The organism is Micromonospora sp. CPM1 (genome assembly GCF_023896895.1).
Classification (GTDB): Bacteria; Actinomycetota; Actinomycetes; order Mycobacteriales; family Micromonosporaceae; genus Micromonospora; species Micromonospora tulbaghiae.
The window spans coordinates 76,153-91,132 of sequence record NZ_JAMHIU010000010.1 but is presented as its reverse complement, the minus strand read 5'-3'; the positions used below and the strand labels follow the sequence as shown (position 1 = coordinate 91,132).

Below are 14,980 nucleotides of genomic sequence, written 5' to 3'. Positions count from 1 at the left end.
TCAGATCGTCAGCAGACCTCCGTTGCGGGTCTCGTCCTTCACCGCGATCAGGTTCGCGACGACGTACGGGATGTTGTTCGCCTGGTGGAAATCGCTCGGGAAGTACGTGCCCAGGCGAGACACCTGGAATCGGCAGCGGATCTCCGGCACGAAACGTGCGTACTGGTCGTTGGTGAAGTACCAGAACGAGTTCTCGTTGTAGAACGCGACGTGCGTCGGGTCCTGGTACGCGCCCCGTCCGTCCGAGCTGGGCGTCAGGGACAGCAGCAGCCCGTTCGGGGCGAGGACCCGGTACAACTCGTTGAAGAGTCCGATCTTGTCCGGGACGTGCTCCAGGAAGTCGACCGCCCGGATCACCCCGACGCTGTTGTCCGGCAGGTCGATCCCGTTCGTGACGTCGCAGACGATGTCCACGCCGTCCCCGGCGCGGCGGTCCAGCCCGAGGAAACCCTCCGGCTTGTTGTGTGCCGCTCCCATGTCCAGGGCCAGCAGGTCCCGCCGTTTCGCCCAGGCCAACGCGTTGAACTGGATGTTGCGGTCGTAGATCTCCACGGACCGCCGCTGGATACGCGCGTTGACCTCAGGGTCGCGCTGGGTGTTGCGGGTGTGCATCCGTTGCAGGTAGAGGCACTTGGGGATCTGGTGGAACTCGGCCGCCTGGTACAGCCGACACATCAGGTCGAGGTCGTCGGCCACGTCGAGTTCCTCGTTGTAGCCGCCCACCTTCTCGTACAGATCCCGTCGGAACGCCCGGACGTGGTTCGGGGCGTACCAGATGTAGCTGACGTTGTGCGGTGTCGGCTCCAGCGAGTAGCAGGCCGACACCTCACGCCCGTCGACCCGCTCGTCGCGGTAGCGCCACCCGTGCGCGGCGGCGAACCGCGAGTCGTCCCGGCCGCCGTCCTCGCAGATCTGGGCCGTGTCGCTGTAGACGAAGCCCACCCCGGGGTTCGCGTCGAAGGCGACCACGACCTCCGCCAGGCAGTCGCTGCTGAGCAGGTCGTCGTCGTCGAGTTCGACGAGGATGTCCCCGTACGCCTCGGCGCAGGCCTGTCGCTTCACCGCACCGACACCGGACAGCCCGTCCCGCACCAGGAGGCGGATCCGTGGATCGTTCACCTCGGGGCGCCACCGGGTGCCCTGGTTGAGAATGACCACCCATTCCCAGTCCGTGTACGTCTGCGCCAGCAGAGACTGCAGACAATCGTCCAGGAATCGGGTTCGGTTGCTACCCGTGAAAACCGTGACGTGTGGCGCCTTCACCACGCGATCACCTCTTTGTCTTCTGCGGGCGGAAGTCCTCGGGGACCGCCGGCGCCAGCTTCGGATCCGCGTCGATCGCCGACGCGAACGCCTTCCGGGCACCCGTCCGGTCGCTCTGCTTGACGAGCATCAACCCCAGCCGCAGGTACGCCGTGGAAGCGCCCTCGTCCGCATCGACGATCTTGCGGTACAGCGCGACCGCCTCGTCCGGCTTCGCCTCCTCCAGCAGGATCGCCTTGTTGTAGAGGGCGGGCCGGTAGGAGCCGTCGATCTGCAGCGCCTTGTCGTAGGCCGCCACCGCTTCGTCGGTTGCGTCACGCGACTGGGCGAGGTAGCCGAGGTTGAACCAGGCGAACTTGTTGTCCCCCTGAAGCGCGACCACCTTCTCGAAGGTTGCCTTCGCCTCGTCGGACTTGCCGGCCTGACCCTGCTCGATACCTTCCTGGAGCAGGACCTTCGGGTCCCCCTGTGCGGCCCCTGGAGCGACGGTCCCGCCGGATCCCTTCGTTGCGGGTGTCTTGTCGTCACTGCACGCACCCACCCCAGCCAGTAGTACGGAGCCGCAGGCAAGTGTGCCGAACACCTGTCGCATTCTCACTGTCTTCCTCTTCCTGCCGATCATTCTGGATGTGTGCTTCGCCGATCACGGTGCGGCGGGCGCGCCGATGACGTAGACGAGGCCGGGCTCGGTCCCCAGGAAGTTGGCCTGCCATCCGACCGGCGTATCTCCGTCTACGAGCGGGGCATCCACGTTCACGGTCCCGTTGGTGATGTAGCCGCCGCCCGTCGCCACTTCGCCGGCGGGGCAGCTGACGGTTTGGAAGCCGGTCGCAGGCTCATCAGAAGAGACGACATGAACGCCCGCCAGGACACCCTGGGCGCCCTGGGCACCCTGTGGACCCTGCGGGCCGCTCGGGCCCTGCGCGCCGGTCACACCCTGGGGCCCTTGCTCACCCTGGAAGCCCTGCGGACCCTGCGCGCCCTGCGGACCCTGTGCGCCGGTCACACCCTGCGGGCCTTGCTCACCCTGGAAGCCCTGCGGGCCCTGCGGCCCCTGCTCGCCCTGCGGACCCTGTGCGCCGGTCACACCCTGCGGGCCTTGCTCACCCTGGAAGCCCTGCGGACCCTGCGCGCCGGCCACACCCTGTGGACCCTGCGAACCAGGCGAGCCGGTCACACCCTGCGGACCCTGCTCACCCTGGAAACCCTGCGGACCCTGCGGACCGGACGAGCCCTGCGGACCCTGCGCACCCGGCGAACCCTGCGCACCGGGCGAGCCGGCCACACCCTGCGGACCCTGCTCGCCCTGCGGGCCAGGCGCGCCGGTCGCACCCTGCGGACCCTGCTCACCCTGGAAACCCTGCGGACCCTGCGCGCCCGTCACACCCTGCGGACCCTGCGGACCTTGCGGACCCTGCGGACCCACCTTGCTGCCGTCATGGCGGCGCCGACCCGGCTCCTGGTCCTGCCACTGCCAACCCTGCGGATCGGACCATCCGTCGGGGCCGCCGTCTCGCACGAGGGTTGCGCCGGGCTGCCACACGCGCGCCTGCCCGGCCGGCCCGGGCGTGCCCTGGTAGCTGCGCTCGGCGCGGGCGTTGTGGACCACCTCGGCCGCCTGAGCGGGGGTCACGCCGGTGGTCATCCCGGCAATGATCATCACGGAGCTGAAGCCCGACGCGGCCTTGACGTGCCTGAGACTCGCCAACGGCTTGCGTTCCGTCTTTTCCCTCATGTCCCCTCCACCGGAACGGGTCGGCGCATCGCGATCCTTCCCAGGACGCGCAGAAGTCACAATATCGGCGACTACACTCGATACTGCGCAAAAGTAGTTTTAGGCCCAGAGACGCGTAAAACACCCAAGAGAGGCCCTCCCCTGGGCATCGCCTTCGCACGCTGTGTCAGACCACCGCATGCCCCCGGACCCGTTCTTCATCGACGGGGGCGGCCTGGACGCCGCCGCGCCCTGGCCGAGTCGGACCCCGGCGTCGGCCGCGGGCAGCTTGTCGAGAATCCGCTCCTACCGCCCGAGGTCCCGGATTCCGAATGCGAGTCCGTAGTGGCCCGGCTTGCCCGGAAGCGGTGCGATCAGGGTCGGAGGCATACCTTCGGAGCCACCGCTCCTACCTTGGCCTTTCTCGCCGGGCGAGCGTCAGCCGGTCGTACGGGATCGGACGGTCGTGCGCGCACGGTCGCCGCGCGTTTCGCCAATTCGATCCGCCCGGGGAAGGCCGGGCACGGTGCCGGCCGGGCGCGGGTAGCCGGCGCAGCCGCGCATGCTGCCCTCACGGGATCGCGCGGGCGCCGGAGCGGCCGTGGTCGGCGTACCGCCTGCGGACCGGCGGTCAGTTCTGGCGGCTCAAGGAGTCTGAGGAAGTCGAGGACCCGCTGGGTGAGCAGGGCGGCAGCCGCCGGTTCGTAGGTCTGCAAGGCGGAGTCGGCGAACAGGTGCTGACAGCCGAGACATAGGGACAATTCGGCTCGGTCGGTCGAGGTTCGGCCTCATCGACGGGCTGGTCACGGCCGACAAGGTTCTCGGCGTGCACACCGCCTGCGGCCGGACACTCAAGGACGTCTTCCAGCGGCACAGGGCGCCGCGCGGCTACCACCAGCACTACCGAGTTCGCCCGCGAGTGCCGGTCGGTGGTGGCGTGATCGGTGCGGGAGCTGGATGCCACCTGCCGTTCGCCAGCTGACCCGCGCACGGATTGTCGGGCCGACCCGCGGGGGCTGACCGAGACGGGCCGGCGGGTCGCCGCAGAGCGACCCGCCGGCACCGACTTCCAGTCGGCTACCCGGCGCCGCCGGCGCGGAACGCCACCCAGGCGTCGCTCATCCGGTCGGCCTGGCCCGGGGTGAACATGTTCATGCAGGAGTCCTGCGTGTAGTCCATGAAGTTGTGGATCGGGTCGAGACCCGGCGCGGTGCAGGTGTCCGCCCCGATCGGGCAGTTGAACTGCGGTGCCGCCTCACGCGGCGTGTCCGCCACGAAGTCGCCGGACGCGGAGCAGCCGTGCGCGAACGTGTGCTCCAGCATCAGCCAGTGCCCGACCTCGTGGGTCAGCGTGTCACCGAGCGCGTACTTGCCGGCCGTGCCGCCCGGCATCGACTCGTCGAGCATCACCACGCCGTCGATGTAGTCGCGGCCGTTGTTGTAGCCCTTCGGGAAGTACGCCCAGCCGAGCAGGCCGTCACCGATGTTCGCCGCGTAGACGTTCAGGGTGCGGGAGTCGCCGGTGTAGAGCGCCTTCTTCATGTCCCGCTCGTTCTTGCCCGGCACCACCGTGTACCAGGCACTGTTCACGGTCCAGGTGGTGTCGACGAGCGAGAAGCGGAACGGCGTGTCCGACGCGTCGGCCGCCGTACGACCCGCGAACGAGTCGTTGAGCACCGTCATCTGCGCCGAGATGAGCGTGTTCCAGCGGGCCTTCTCGGCGGCGCTCAGCTCGTGGTCCGAGATCATGTGGAAGATCGTCGGCACGGTGACGCTGCCGTTGGCCAGGCGCGGCGAGTCCTTGATGACGCCGTACGCCTTGGCCTCGTTCGTCGAGTAGAGCGCGGGCTCCTTGGCGGTGGCGCCCTCGCGTACCCGGGCGGCACTGTGGTGGTCGGCGCCGGGCTCGCACTCGGCGGCGGCGGGCGAGGCGGTCACGGGTGCGGCCGTGGCCGCGACGGGGGCTCCGCCGGCGGTCAGGAAGGTGGCGGCGGCAGCGACGAGCACTGCCAGGTGGATCGTCGGTTTCCTGTGCATCGTTGCACCTTTCGAGAGGCATGAAAGGAGTACCGACGCGGGGTTGTCAAAGCTGCGGATCGATGACGTCGTCGTCCCGCCATAAGACCACGTCAATGGGCATCCGCAACAGACCCCGGCGAGTCCGCCGCCTTGGGACAGGTCAGGCGGCGCTGAGCTTCCGCAGCACGTACTGGTTGAGGCTCATGCCCTCCTCGGCGGCATGAATGGCCAGTTCCTGTTCCGCCATGTCGGCGATCACCTCACGCAGCATCTCTTGGAGCCCTTGCAGCGCCTCGATCTGCGAGGTCGCGAGCCACGAGCCACGACAGAGACGGAAACTCCGCGCAGGTGGCGACGAACTCCTGATCGTCGGCGGACCACGTGACGCGGTAGGTGTAGTGCGAGATTTCGGGACGGAACTCGGACATCACATGGCCTCCTTCTTCTCGATCGCCTTGAGCACCTGACGTACGTGGTACCGCAAGCAGTACCACTGGCGCGGGACGCGACGGCACTACTCGGCCGACGTCATGACGCCGGCGATGGCGCGCGCCACGCACTCGTAGTCGCGTACCAGCGGCCCGACCAGCGCACGGTCCGGCTCGAAGGCGGCTACCAGTCCGCGTACCAGATCCTGGATGCGCTGGTCCGTGCTGAGCCGCCGCCCCCGGTGCCGGCGCGCGACGCTGCGCCAGCGGCGCACGCCCACGTCGGCGAGCCGTTCCTGGTGCTCGGGCGCGGGCACCGGGCAGCCGTTCGCCCACAGGTCGGCGAGGGCCCGCACGATCGCCGCACGGGTCGGGTCAGGCACGGAGGTAGCGGGCGCGACGGCCGAAGTCGCGGAAGCCGAGCCTCCGGTACAGGCCTGCGGCCGGGTTGTCGTCGTTGACGCAGAGCCACGCGGCCTCCGCGCCCGCGTCGGCGAGGCCGCGCAGCACGCGCGCCACGAGGTACGCCCCGACCCGCCGCCCGCGCCACCCGGGCACCACGCCGACCTGGTCGATCCAGTCGTCGAGCACTGTGACGAAGCCGGCCGCCTCACCGTCCGGGCCGCGCGCGAGCAGCGTCAACTCCGGGCGGAAGTCCTCGTCGTCACGCAGGTCGCCCAGCCACTCGCCGGCCTCGGGCTCGACGAATCCGGGCCGGTCGGCGAACGACGCGCGGTAGGTGGCGAACAGCTCCGGCCCCAGCGTGGCCTGCTCCACAGTCACGCCGTCCGGCGCCGTGACCTCGGGCAGCGCGTCGAGGTCGTGCCGCAGCACCCACTCCAGGAACGTCCGCGTGTAGCCGCGCGCCGCGAACAACTCCTCCGCGGCGGCGTTCCACGTCTCCGTGGTGACCAGCAGGCCCGCGTCGCCCGCCTGCCCCTCCGCCCAGTCCAGCAGCGCGCCGCCGAGCCCGCGCCCGCGCCACGCCGGGTGCACCAGGCCGGTGGCTGTGGCCGGCGTCCGCGCCGTGCCGACCCCGACGGCCGCGACCAGGTCGTCGCCCGACCAGGCGCCGTGGGTACGCGTCTGCAGCAGCCGCGCCCGCGCCAACGGGGTACGCCCGAACAGCGGCAACCCGCCGTCAGTGGCGAGACACGCCTGCGCCAGCCCGGTCAACGCGGGCAGGTCGTCCTCGCCGAACTCCCGCCAGACCAGCCCATCGATCCCGCTCACGCCCACTCCCGCCACCCCCGAGCCCGACCCCACGGCCCAACTCCCGGAGGCAGTAGGCCCCACCCCCTTCCCCGCGGTCAACCACATTCCCCACCTTCCCGCCCCGTCCAGCCCTCGTCGATCTTGGAGTTAGGGCGCCTCGGATGCCCGCTTAGCGGCTTGAGCGAGGTGCCACAACTCCAAGATCGACGAGAGTGTGGGGGCAGGGTTTCATCCCGTGAGACCCCGTGGAGATCTTGGAAGGAAAGTGCCCCCATGAGGGCCGCTTGGCTCCAAGATCTCCTGCCGATCGACGGGACATGCCGCCGACGACGGCCCGCCGAACGGGTACGGGGCTTCCCCAGGGACACCCCTGAACGCCGCAACTCCCACCCCGTTGATCTTGCAGTTGCCGCCCCGGCAAGAGCCACAAATCCGGCGCCGAGAGGGCCGCAACTGCAAGATCAGCGAGACGGCGAGGGGGTGGGGGTGGGGGTGGCGTGGATCAGGACGGTGGCTCGGGCGGACAAGGGGGCCAGTAGCCACTTCAGGGGCTGCTCGTCCTCGGTCGGGTCGATCACCAGGCGGTCGCCCGGGCGCAGGTCGAGCTGGGTGGCGATCTCGGCGGCCAGCCGGCGCCACGCGCCGAAGCTGGTGCCGTCCGGCGTGGCCGGGTCGGACGGGTCGACGGCTGTGTAGTCCGGCGGGTCGGTCGGGTGCCGCAGCACCTCGGCGGACCAGTCCAGCCAGCCCGGCGGCACCTCGGCGAGCGGGCCCGGCCCGGTGCCCACCAGGTAGCGGTGCGTCCCCTCGGGCACGTCCTCCAGCCAGTCGTCGAGGCGCTCCGGAGTCACGAACACCGCGTCGTACGGCCGGTCCGCTCCCGGTTCCAGCACCGGCAGTCCGGCCAGCGCGCGGGGCCGGAACGAGACCGTCAACCCGACCGACCAGGCCCCGAGCAGCACCGCGGCGGTACGCCAGTGCGGCGGCAGGAGCACCGCCACCCGGTCACCGGGGCGCAGTCCGCACCCGTCGCGCAGCAGCCCGGCGCTGCGGGCGGTCCACTCGCCGAGTTGCGCGGCGGTGAGGTCGGTGCGTTCCCCGGTCGCGTCGTCGTGGTAGCTGAGCAGCGGGTATCCGACCGCGTCGGGCGCGACGGCGACGGTTGCCTGGTGGGCCATGCGCGGACTCCTGTCTGCCGGTCCGCCCACCCTAGCCCGACGTGCCCGGCCCTCCGGGTCAGCGCGCGGGCAGTTCGGGACCGCCGTCGAGCAGCGGGGCCAGCAGGTCGCCCTGCTTCTCCACCCGCTTGAGCACCTCGCCCGCCGTGTACGGCCGCGTCGACGGCCGTTTCCCCGTCGCCCCGGCCTGGACCTCGTCCCAGGTCAGCGGCGTCGACACCGACGGCACCGACTGGGCCCGCAGCGAGTACGGCGCCACTGTCGTCTTCGCCGCGTTGTTCTGACTCCAGTCGATGAAGACCTTGCCGGGGCGCAGGTTCTTCGCCATCTTCGACACGATCAGCTTCGGGTGCGCCTGCTCCAGCTCCTGCGCGATGCGCTTGGCGTAGTCGGAGACGATCTCGGCGTCCTGCGTACCGGCGATCGGGCAGCAGAGCTGCATTCCCTTCTTCCCCGACGTCTTGGGGAACGAGGAGATCCCGTCGGAAGCCAGCCGGTCGCGCATCAGCACCGCCACCTGGCAACACTGCTTGAGCGCCGCGGGGGCGCCCGGGTCCAGGTCGACGACCATCATGTCCGGGTGGGCACCGATCTTCCACTGCGGAGTGTGCAGCTCCAGCGCGGCCAGGTTGGCCAGCCACACGAGTGTTGGGAGTTCGTCGCAGACCACGTAGTCGATGGTCTCCCGCCCCTTCGTCGACCCGGGGGCGGGCAGGTTCTCGGTACGTACCCAACCGGGGGTCGCGGCGGGTGCGTTCTTCTCGAAGAACGAGCCGCCGTCGACGCCGTTGGGGAACCGGATCCGGGTCAGCGCGCGGTCGCGCAGGTGCGGCAGCAGCACGGGGGCGATCCGGGTGTAGTAGTCGATCACCTCGCCCTTGGTGAAGCCGGCCTTCGGGAACAGCACCTTGTCCAGGTTGGACAACTCCAGCGAGCGCCCCTCGACCTCGACCTTGAACCGGTCAGACGGCATCGTCGACCTCCTCGGGCGGCTTGTCCGGGCGCAGGCGCAGGATGCGCGGGAAGCGCAGCCGGCCGTCCGGCGTGCGCTGGCCGTACTTGACCTCCACCACGATCCGGGGAGTTACCCAGATCGCGCCCCGGGCATCCTCGCGCGGCACACCGGCGGCGAACGGCGAGTCGGTGGCGCGCAGCGGTTCCAGCTCGCGCAGCAGTTCCCGTTCGATCGCCGCGCCGATCCCGCCGCCGACCCGCCCCCGGTAGATCAGCCGACCGTCCGGGCCGGGCACGCCGACCAGCAGGCCGCCGACGCGCCGCGCGCCGGGCCGCCAGCCGCCGACCACGAAGTCGGCGGTGACCTCCAGCTTGACCTTCACCCAGTCCGGCGACCGCACGCCGGGCCGGTAGAGCGAGTCGACCCGTTTGGCCATCACCCCCTCCAGCCCGTGCTCGCCGGCCGCCGCGTAGGTGGCCGGGCCGTCGCCGAAGACCGGCGGCACCGCCCACCGGGCGGCGCCGAGCCCGAGCGACTCCAGCGCCGCCCGCCGCTCCCGCCACGGCCGGGCGGTCAGGTCGACGCCGTCGAGCCGCAACACGTCGAAGATCATGTACGTGACGGGTACCGTCGCCGCCAGCCGCGCCGCCTTCGCCGGGTTGCGCACGTGCATCCGCTCGGCGAGCGCGGTGAACGAGGGCTGCCCGTCGGTGAAGAGGACCACCTCGCCGTCGAGCAGCGCGTCGTCGACCTGCTCGGCCAGGTTGAGCAGTTCCGGGTACGCGGTGGTGATCTCGACGCCGGAGCGGGCGTAGAAGTGCCGGTCGCCGCGGGAGATGTCGGCGAGCGCGCGTACGCCGTCCCACTTGAACTCGTACGACCAGGCGGCGCCGGCCGGGAGCTGCCCGGTCGTCGCGAGCATCGGCTTCAACGGCGCGCCGGGCACCTCCTGACTGTAGTTGCGCACGGAAGCGCGTGCGTCCCGTTCGATCGTTTGCGATTCTGGTGGTCAACCGGGGAGAGGAGCGCGGGAATGCGGGCGATCTGGAAAGGAGCGGTGTCGTTCGGCCTGGTGTCGATCGGGGTGAAGGTCTACTCGGCCACCGAGGAGAAGGACATCCGTTTCCACCAGGTGCACCGTGAGGACGGCGGCCGGATCCGCTACAAGCGCACCTGCTCGGTCTGCGGCGAGGAGGTCACCTACGACGACATCGCCAAGGGGTACGACATCGGCGGCGGCGAAATGGTCATCCTCACCGACGAGGACTTCGCCGACCTGCCGTTGAGCACGTCGCACGCGATCGACGTGCTGGAGTTCGTACCGGCCGAGCAGGTCGACCCGATCCTCTACAACAAGGCGTACTTCCTGGAGCCGGAGGGCTCGGCGACGAAGCCGTACGTGCTGCTGCGCGACGCGCTGTCCGACTCGGAGCGGGTGGCGATCGTCAAGGTGGCGCTGCGCCAGCGCGAGCAGCTGGCCACGCTGCGGGTCCGTGAGGGCGTGCTGCTGCTCAACACGATGCTGTGGCCGGACGAGATCCGCCGGCCGGACTTCGGTTTCCTGGACGAGGATCTGAAGGTACGCCCGCCGGAGCTGGCGATGGCCAGTTCGCTGATCGACTCGATGGCCGGGGAGTTCGAGCCGGACGCGTTCACCGACGACTACCGGGCGGCGTTGCAGGAGGTCATCGACGCGAAGGTCGAGGGCCGCGAGGTGGTGCAGCCGGAGGAGGAAGAGGCCGCGCCGGCCGCCGCGGTGGACCTGATGGCGGCGCTGAAGGCGTCGGTCGAGCGGGCCCGGGCGGCCCGGGGCGAGGCGCCGTCCGGTGGCGGTGCCGAGCCGACCCCGATCTCGTCGGCCCGATCCGCGAAGAAGGCCGCGAAGAAGGCGCCGGCCAGGAAGGCGGCGGAGAAGAAGGCCGAACCGGCGAAGAAGACCGCGGCCAAGAAGACGCCCGCCAAGAAGGCGGCGGAGAAGAAGGCCGAACCGGCCAAGAAGACCGCCGCGAAGAAGGCCCCGGCGAAGAAGACGGCCGCGAAGAAGAGCGCCTGACGCGTACGGCGAAGGCCCCGCCTCAAGGGACGGCGGGGCCGCGCCGCTCAGCCGCGGCCGAGCTTCTCGGTCGGGGTGACGCGGACGATGACGCGCTCCTCGCCGGGGCGGCGCCAGGGGTAGGTGTCCTGGCCCAGGTACTTCTTCGCCAGCCGGTCGATGTGCTCGTCGGCGCCCTCGGTGACGAACTCGACGGTGCCCTTGATCCACAGGGTGCGGTAGTCGTCGGCCTTGTCCGCCACCGACACCGCGACCACCGGGTTGCGGGACATGTTCAGGTACTTCTGCCGGCCCTTGGCCGTGTTGAACACGACGTGCTCGCCGTCGGTGTCCACCCAGACCGGGGTGACGTGCGGGGTGCCGTCGGCCTCGACCGTCGCCACGTGCGCGAGCTGCGGCTCGCCGAGCAGGGCCAGGTCTTCTTCGTTGAGGATCGCCATGGTCGGAAACTACCCCGCGCGGTGCCCTCGTATCGGGCTTCGTGTCCGGATCGTGGCGGCCGTATGGGCACGCTGGGGCTCCGGGCGGGTACCGTGTGCGCTGGCCTCGGCGGCGGCCCGCCGGGGGCGCACCCACCCACCCTGCAGGGAGTCGACGTGAGCGAGCGTGTGGAGAACCGGTCGGCGGGCCAGGCCCCGGCCACCAAGGCACAGCGGCGGCTGGCCGCCCAGCTGGCCGAGAAGAAGGCAGCCGAGGCGCGTCGCCGCCGGCAGTCGATCCTCGGCGCGGCTGTGGGCGTGCTCGCGGTGGTGGCCCTGGTCGGCGGCCTGGTCTGGCTGAACAGCGGGGACGACGACAAGGCGTCCACCGCCGGTTCCTCGGCCAGCCCGACCGCGCCGGCCGAGCCCACCGCGCCCGCCCAGGAGCTGCCCGCCGGTTTCGACCCGGCGCTGAAGACCAAGCCGACCGTGCAGGCCGGCACCGGTGAGCTGAAGAAGCTCACCGTCACCACGCTCGTCAAGGGCAGCGGCCCGGCGGTGAAGGCCGGCCAGAACATCACCACGAACTACGTGGGCGTGTTCTACAAGGACGGCAAGCAGTTCGACGCGTCCTGGGACAGCGGCCAGCCGGCCACCTTCCAGATCGGCGTGGGCCAGGTCATCAAGGGCTGGGACCAGGGCCTGGTCGGCGTGCCGGTGGGCAGCCGGGTCCAGCTGGACCTTCCGGCCGAGCTGGCGTACGGCAACGACGCCGCGGGCGGTCGTCCGGCCGGGCCGCTGCGCTTCGTCGTCGACGTGCTCGCTGCGCAGTAGATCACTCCGGGCTTCCGTCCGGTCACCCAGCGGCAGTAGGTTCATGGTCACCACGGGCGGCACGTCCGCCCGTGGTGATCTGCCCACCGACGCGGAGGTGCACGTGGCGGCGCTGGACGAGGCCGGGGTGACCCGGCAGATGTGGACGCTCTACGAGCCGGTCCACGCGGTGACCTACTTTCACCCCCGTGCCCGGGCCGCGTTCGAGGCGGTCGGGCTGCGGGGCTACTGGCGCGGCTACTTCGCCGGCCGGGCCGCGCCGCTCGGGGCGGTCGACGCGCCGGCGGTGACGGCTGCGTTCTTCAGCTTCGCGCCGGCCATGGTGGCCCGCGCCCTGCCGTCGGTGTGGCGTCTGGCCTCCCCGGAGGAGGCGCTGCGGGCCCGGCTCACCGGTGGTGTGCAGGCGCTCGCCGAGTTCACCTACGAGCTGCCCGAGTCGCATCTGGTCGAGGCCGCCGACCTGCTGGAGGAGGCGGCCGGGCTGGTGGACACGGCCGGGCGGGTGCTCGGCGCGGTGAACGCCGCCCTGCCCCGGGGCGAGTACCCGCTGGCCCGGCTCTGGCAGGCCGCCGCGACGCTGCGCGAGCACCGCGGCGACGGCCACGTGGCGGCGCTGGTCACGACCGGGCTGGAACCGGTCGAGGTGGTGGCCTGGCGGTGCCGGGTCGACCAGTCCCGCGAGTTCCACCAGCCGGCCCGGGGCTGGACCGACGAGCAGTGGACCGCCGCCGAGCAGCGCCTGGTGGACAAGGGCTGGCTGACCGCCGACCTGAGCCCCACGCCGTACGCCACGGAGACGTTCCGCGTGGTCGAGGAGGCCACCGACCGGGCCGCGTCGGGTCCGTGGCGGGCGCTGGGCGCGGAGCGTACCGCCCGGTTGCGGGAGCTGCTGGAACCGATCGCGACGCGCTGCCGCACGATCATCCCGGCGAAGGCCCCGATCGGCCTTCCGGCGCAGCGTTCGGCCGGAGCGGCGCTGCCGCGGTGAGTCCGGCCGCCGGCTGGGGCAGGATGGCGGCATGGTGGACGCGGTGCTCTTCGACCTGGACGGCGTGATCGTGGACTCCGAGCCGGTCTGGGAGGAGGTCCGGCGGGCGTACGTGGCCGAGCACGGTGGCACCTGGCAGCCGGACACCCAGCGTCGGCTGATGGGCATGAGCACCGCCGAGTGGGCCGGCTACCTGAGCGGTGAGCTGGGCGTCGACAGGTCGGCCGAGCAGGTCGCCACGGAGGTGGTGACCGAGATGGCCCGGCGGTACGCGCAGCGCGTACCGCTGATCGACGGCGCCGACGCGGTCGTGCGCGGCATGGCCGCGCGGTGGCCGCTGGGGCTGGCCAGTTCCTCGCCGACCCGGCTGATCGCGGCGGCGCTGGACGCGACCGGCCTGGCCGGCGCGTTCGGCGCGACGCTGTCGACCGAGGAGACCGCCCGGGGCAAGCCCGCGCCCGACGTGTGGCTCGCGGTGGCGCAGCGGCTGGGCGTCGACCCGGCCCGGTGCGTGGCGGTGGAGGACTCGTCGAACGGGGTCCGCTCGGCGGCCGCCGCCGGGTGCCGGGTGGTGGCGGTGCCGCACGGCTCGTACCCGCTCGATCCGGACGCGGAGGCGCTCGCGGCCGTGCTGCTCCCCTCGATCGGCGCGCTCACGCCCGAGGTGGTCGAGTCACTCGGCGGGCGGCCGGCGGAATGATCGGTAGGCGGCGGGGTAGCGCCATCACGCGACGAGGGTGAGGGGACAGCGATGAAGGCGATCGTGTACGAGCGCAGCGGGGACGCCTCGGTGCTCCAGGTGGTCGAGCGGCCGGTGCCGGAACCCGGGCCGGGCGAGGTGCTGGTCCGGATGGCCGTGTCGGGGGTGAACCCGACCGACTGGAAGGCCCGCCAGGCGTGGCCGCTGCCGGCCGGCTGGCAGATCCCGCACCAGGACGGCGCCGGGGTGGTCGAGGCGGTCGGTGAGGGCGTGGACCGGACGCTCATCGGTGAGCGGGTCTGGGTGTGGGAGGCGGCGTGGCAGCGCCCGTGGGGCACCGCCGCCGAGTACACGCTGGTCCCGGTCCGGCACGCGGTGCCGCTCGGTCCGGCCTCGTTCGACCTGGGTGCGGCGCTCGGTATCCCGTTCATGACCGCGCACCGCTGCCTGACCGCCGGTGAGTTCATGCCGGACAAGCTGCACGCGGGCGCGTTGAGCGACCACGTGGTGCTGGTGCAGGGCGGCGCGGGCGCGGTGGGCAACGCGGCGATCCAGCTCGCCCGCTGGGCCGACGCGTGTGTGATCACCACTGTGAGCAGCCCGGAGAAGGCGCAGCTCGCGGCGGCGGCCGGGGCCAGCTTCGTGATCAACTATCGCGAGCAGGACGTGGTCGAGGAGGTCCGCAAGGTCGCGCCCGACGGGGTGCACACGATCGTCGAGGTGTCCGCCGCCCGCAACGCCGCCGCCGACGTACGGATGCTGCGCACCGGCGGGGCGGTCTGCGTGTACGCCGACGACGGCGGCGACGAGGTGACGTTGCCGATCCGGCCGCTGATGGTCCCGAACGCGCGCTGGCAGTTCGTGCTGATCTACACCGCGCCGAAGGTGGCGAAGGCGCAGGCGGTCACGGACATCGCGGCGGCGGTGGCGCAGGGCGCGATCCGGGTCGGCGAGGAGGCCGGCCTGCCGCTGCACCGGTATCCGCTGGCGGAGGCCGCCGCCGCACAGCAGGCGGTGCAGGACAGCGTGGTGGGCAAGGTGCTGGTGAGCACCGCCGACGAGTAGGCGACCGGATTTCCCCGACAGCCGGACAGACGCGAACAAGTTTCGCAACAATGACGGTGCGGGTCACCCCGTAACGGACGGGCGGCCCCGGCGCGGTGCGAACGCCGGGGCCGCCCTCTGGGAGGAATGCCCGTTGGAAACATGTTCCT

16 protein-coding genes are annotated in these 14,980 nt (G+C 71.4%); 5 read left to right on the top strand and 11 right to left on the bottom strand.

Going from position 1 to position 14,980, the window contains the following annotated elements; genetic code table 11:
• The 10 genes from M8C11_RS30535 to ligD (M8C11_RS14340) form a co-directional block, all read right to left on the bottom strand.
• Complete coding sequence (locus M8C11_RS30535) at window positions 1-1,263, bottom strand: glycosyltransferase (protein WP_252450005.1); 1,263 nt, start codon at window positions 1,261-1,263, stop codon at window positions 1-3.
• A gap of 7 nt (window positions 1,264-1,270) precedes the next feature.
• Window positions 1,271-1,846 carry a tetratricopeptide repeat protein gene (locus M8C11_RS14380; RefSeq protein ID WP_252449890.1) on the bottom strand — a complete coding sequence of 192 codons (576 nt, stop codon included), beginning with the start codon at window positions 1,844-1,846 and terminating at the stop codon, window positions 1,271-1,273.
• Between the two features lie 60 nt (window positions 1,847-1,906).
• Window positions 1,907-2,998 (bottom strand): hypothetical protein, encoded by a 1,092-nt coding sequence (locus tag M8C11_RS30415; protein WP_305884544.1) that lies wholly within the window; start codon window positions 2,996-2,998, stop codon window positions 1,907-1,909.
• A 1,056-nt stretch (window positions 2,999-4,054) separates the two neighbouring features.
• Window positions 4,055-5,014 (bottom strand): zinc metalloprotease, encoded by a 960-nt coding sequence (locus M8C11_RS14370; protein ID WP_252449889.1) that lies wholly within the window; start codon window positions 5,012-5,014, stop codon window positions 4,055-4,057.
• A 142-nt stretch (window positions 5,015-5,156) separates the two neighbouring features.
• Complete coding sequence (locus M8C11_RS14365; protein ID WP_252449888.1) at window positions 5,157-5,267, bottom strand: toxin-antitoxin system HicB family antitoxin; 111 nt, start codon at window positions 5,265-5,267, stop codon at window positions 5,157-5,159.
• Between the two features lie 243 nt (window positions 5,268-5,510).
• A complete protein-coding gene (locus M8C11_RS14360) occupies window positions 5,511-5,807 on the bottom strand; it encodes a hypothetical protein (protein WP_252449887.1) in 297 nt (98 codons plus the stop codon).
• Window positions 5,800-6,657: a GNAT family N-acetyltransferase gene (locus M8C11_RS14355; protein WP_252449886.1), complete on the bottom strand. Its 858-nt coding sequence runs from the start codon at window positions 6,655-6,657 to the stop codon at window positions 5,800-5,802. Before M8C11_RS14355 ends, M8C11_RS14360 begins: the two co-directional genes overlap by 8 nt.
• 443 nt (window positions 6,658-7,100) lie before the next feature.
• Window positions 7,101-7,817 carry a TIGR03089 family protein gene (locus M8C11_RS14350; protein ID WP_252449885.1) on the bottom strand — a complete coding sequence of 239 codons (717 nt, stop codon included), beginning with the start codon at window positions 7,815-7,817 and terminating at the stop codon, window positions 7,101-7,103.
• A gap of 58 nt (window positions 7,818-7,875) precedes the next feature.
• Window positions 7,876-8,790, bottom strand: a complete 915-nt coding sequence (ligD, locus tag M8C11_RS14345; RefSeq protein ID WP_120572011.1) for a non-homologous end-joining DNA ligase — start codon at window positions 8,788-8,790, stop codon at window positions 7,876-7,878.
• Window positions 8,780-9,718 (bottom strand): non-homologous end-joining DNA ligase, encoded by a 939-nt coding sequence (gene ligD, locus M8C11_RS14340; RefSeq protein WP_121685815.1) that lies wholly within the window; start codon window positions 9,716-9,718, stop codon window positions 8,780-8,782. The genes ligD (M8C11_RS14345) and ligD (M8C11_RS14340) overlap by 11 nt, the downstream gene beginning before the upstream one ends.
• A gap of 87 nt (window positions 9,719-9,805) precedes the next feature.
• On the opposite strand from ligD (M8C11_RS14340), the gene M8C11_RS14335 reads away from it, so the two are divergent.
• Complete coding sequence (locus tag M8C11_RS14335) at window positions 9,806-10,825, top strand: Ku protein (protein WP_252449883.1); 1,020 nt, start codon at window positions 9,806-9,808, stop codon at window positions 10,823-10,825.
• 47 nt (window positions 10,826-10,872) lie between these two features.
• On the opposite strand, the gene M8C11_RS14330 is transcribed toward M8C11_RS14335, so the two are convergent.
• A complete protein-coding gene (locus tag M8C11_RS14330; protein ID WP_252449882.1) occupies window positions 10,873-11,265 on the bottom strand; it encodes a PPOX class F420-dependent oxidoreductase in 393 nt (130 codons plus the stop codon).
• Between the two features lie 63 nt (window positions 11,266-11,328).
• On the opposite strand from M8C11_RS14330, the gene M8C11_RS14325 reads away from it, so the two are divergent.
• From M8C11_RS14325 to M8C11_RS14310, 4 genes are all read left to right on the top strand, one after another.
• Window positions 11,329-12,078 carry an FKBP-type peptidyl-prolyl cis-trans isomerase gene (locus M8C11_RS14325; protein WP_252449881.1) on the top strand — a complete coding sequence of 250 codons (750 nt, stop codon included), beginning with the start codon at window positions 11,329-11,331 and terminating at the stop codon, window positions 12,076-12,078.
• A 139-nt stretch (window positions 12,079-12,217) separates the two neighbouring features.
• Window positions 12,218-13,066, top strand: coding sequence for a hypothetical protein (locus M8C11_RS14320; RefSeq protein ID WP_252450004.1), 849 nt, complete (start codon window positions 12,218-12,220; stop codon window positions 13,064-13,066).
• 31 nt (window positions 13,067-13,097) lie between these two features.
• Window positions 13,098-13,766: an HAD family phosphatase gene (locus M8C11_RS14315; protein WP_252449880.1), complete on the top strand. Its 669-nt coding sequence runs from the start codon at window positions 13,098-13,100 to the stop codon at window positions 13,764-13,766.
• A 51-nt stretch (window positions 13,767-13,817) separates the two neighbouring features.
• Entirely contained in the window at window positions 13,818-14,831 is a 1,014-nt protein-coding gene (locus M8C11_RS14310; RefSeq protein WP_091414663.1) for an NADPH:quinone reductase, read from the top strand.
• Window positions 14,832-14,980 lie beyond the last annotated feature (149 nt).

What these genes read in the sequence shown, in the direction of transcription:
- M8C11_RS30415 (WP_305884544.1), bottom strand. Translation starts at nt 2,998, where the DNA reads ATGAGGGAAAAGACGGAACGCAAGCCGTTGGCGAGTCTCAGGCACGTC.
- M8C11_RS14370 (WP_252449889.1), bottom strand. Translation starts at nt 5,014, where the DNA reads ATGCACAGGAAACCGACGATCCACCTGGCAGTGCTCGTCGCTGCCGCC.
- M8C11_RS14365 (WP_252449888.1), bottom strand. Translation starts at nt 5,267, where the DNA reads ATGCTGCGTGAGGTGATCGCCGACATGGCGGAACAGGAACTGGCCATT.
- M8C11_RS14350 (WP_252449885.1), bottom strand. Translation starts at nt 7,817, where the DNA reads ATGGCCCACCAGGCAACCGTCGCCGTCGCGCCCGACGCGGTCGGATAC.
- ligD (WP_120572011.1), bottom strand. Translation starts at nt 8,790, where the DNA reads ATGCCGTCTGACCGGTTCAAGGTCGAGGTCGAGGGGCGCTCGCTGGAG.
- M8C11_RS14335 (WP_252449883.1), top strand. Translation starts at nt 9,806, where the DNA reads ATGCGGGCGATCTGGAAAGGAGCGGTGTCGTTCGGCCTGGTGTCGATC.
- M8C11_RS14330 (WP_252449882.1), bottom strand. Translation starts at nt 11,265, where the DNA reads ATGGCGATCCTCAACGAAGAAGACCTGGCCCTGCTCGGCGAGCCGCAG.
- M8C11_RS14325 (WP_252449881.1), top strand. Translation starts at nt 11,329, where the DNA reads ATGGGCACGCTGGGGCTCCGGGCGGGTACCGTGTGCGCTGGCCTCGGC.
- M8C11_RS14320 (WP_252450004.1), top strand. Translation starts at nt 12,218, where the DNA reads ATGTGGACGCTCTACGAGCCGGTCCACGCGGTGACCTACTTTCACCCC.
- M8C11_RS14315 (WP_252449880.1), top strand. Translation starts at nt 13,098, where the DNA reads ATGGTGGACGCGGTGCTCTTCGACCTGGACGGCGTGATCGTGGACTCC.
- M8C11_RS14310 (WP_091414663.1), top strand. Translation starts at nt 13,818, where the DNA reads ATGAAGGCGATCGTGTACGAGCGCAGCGGGGACGCCTCGGTGCTCCAG.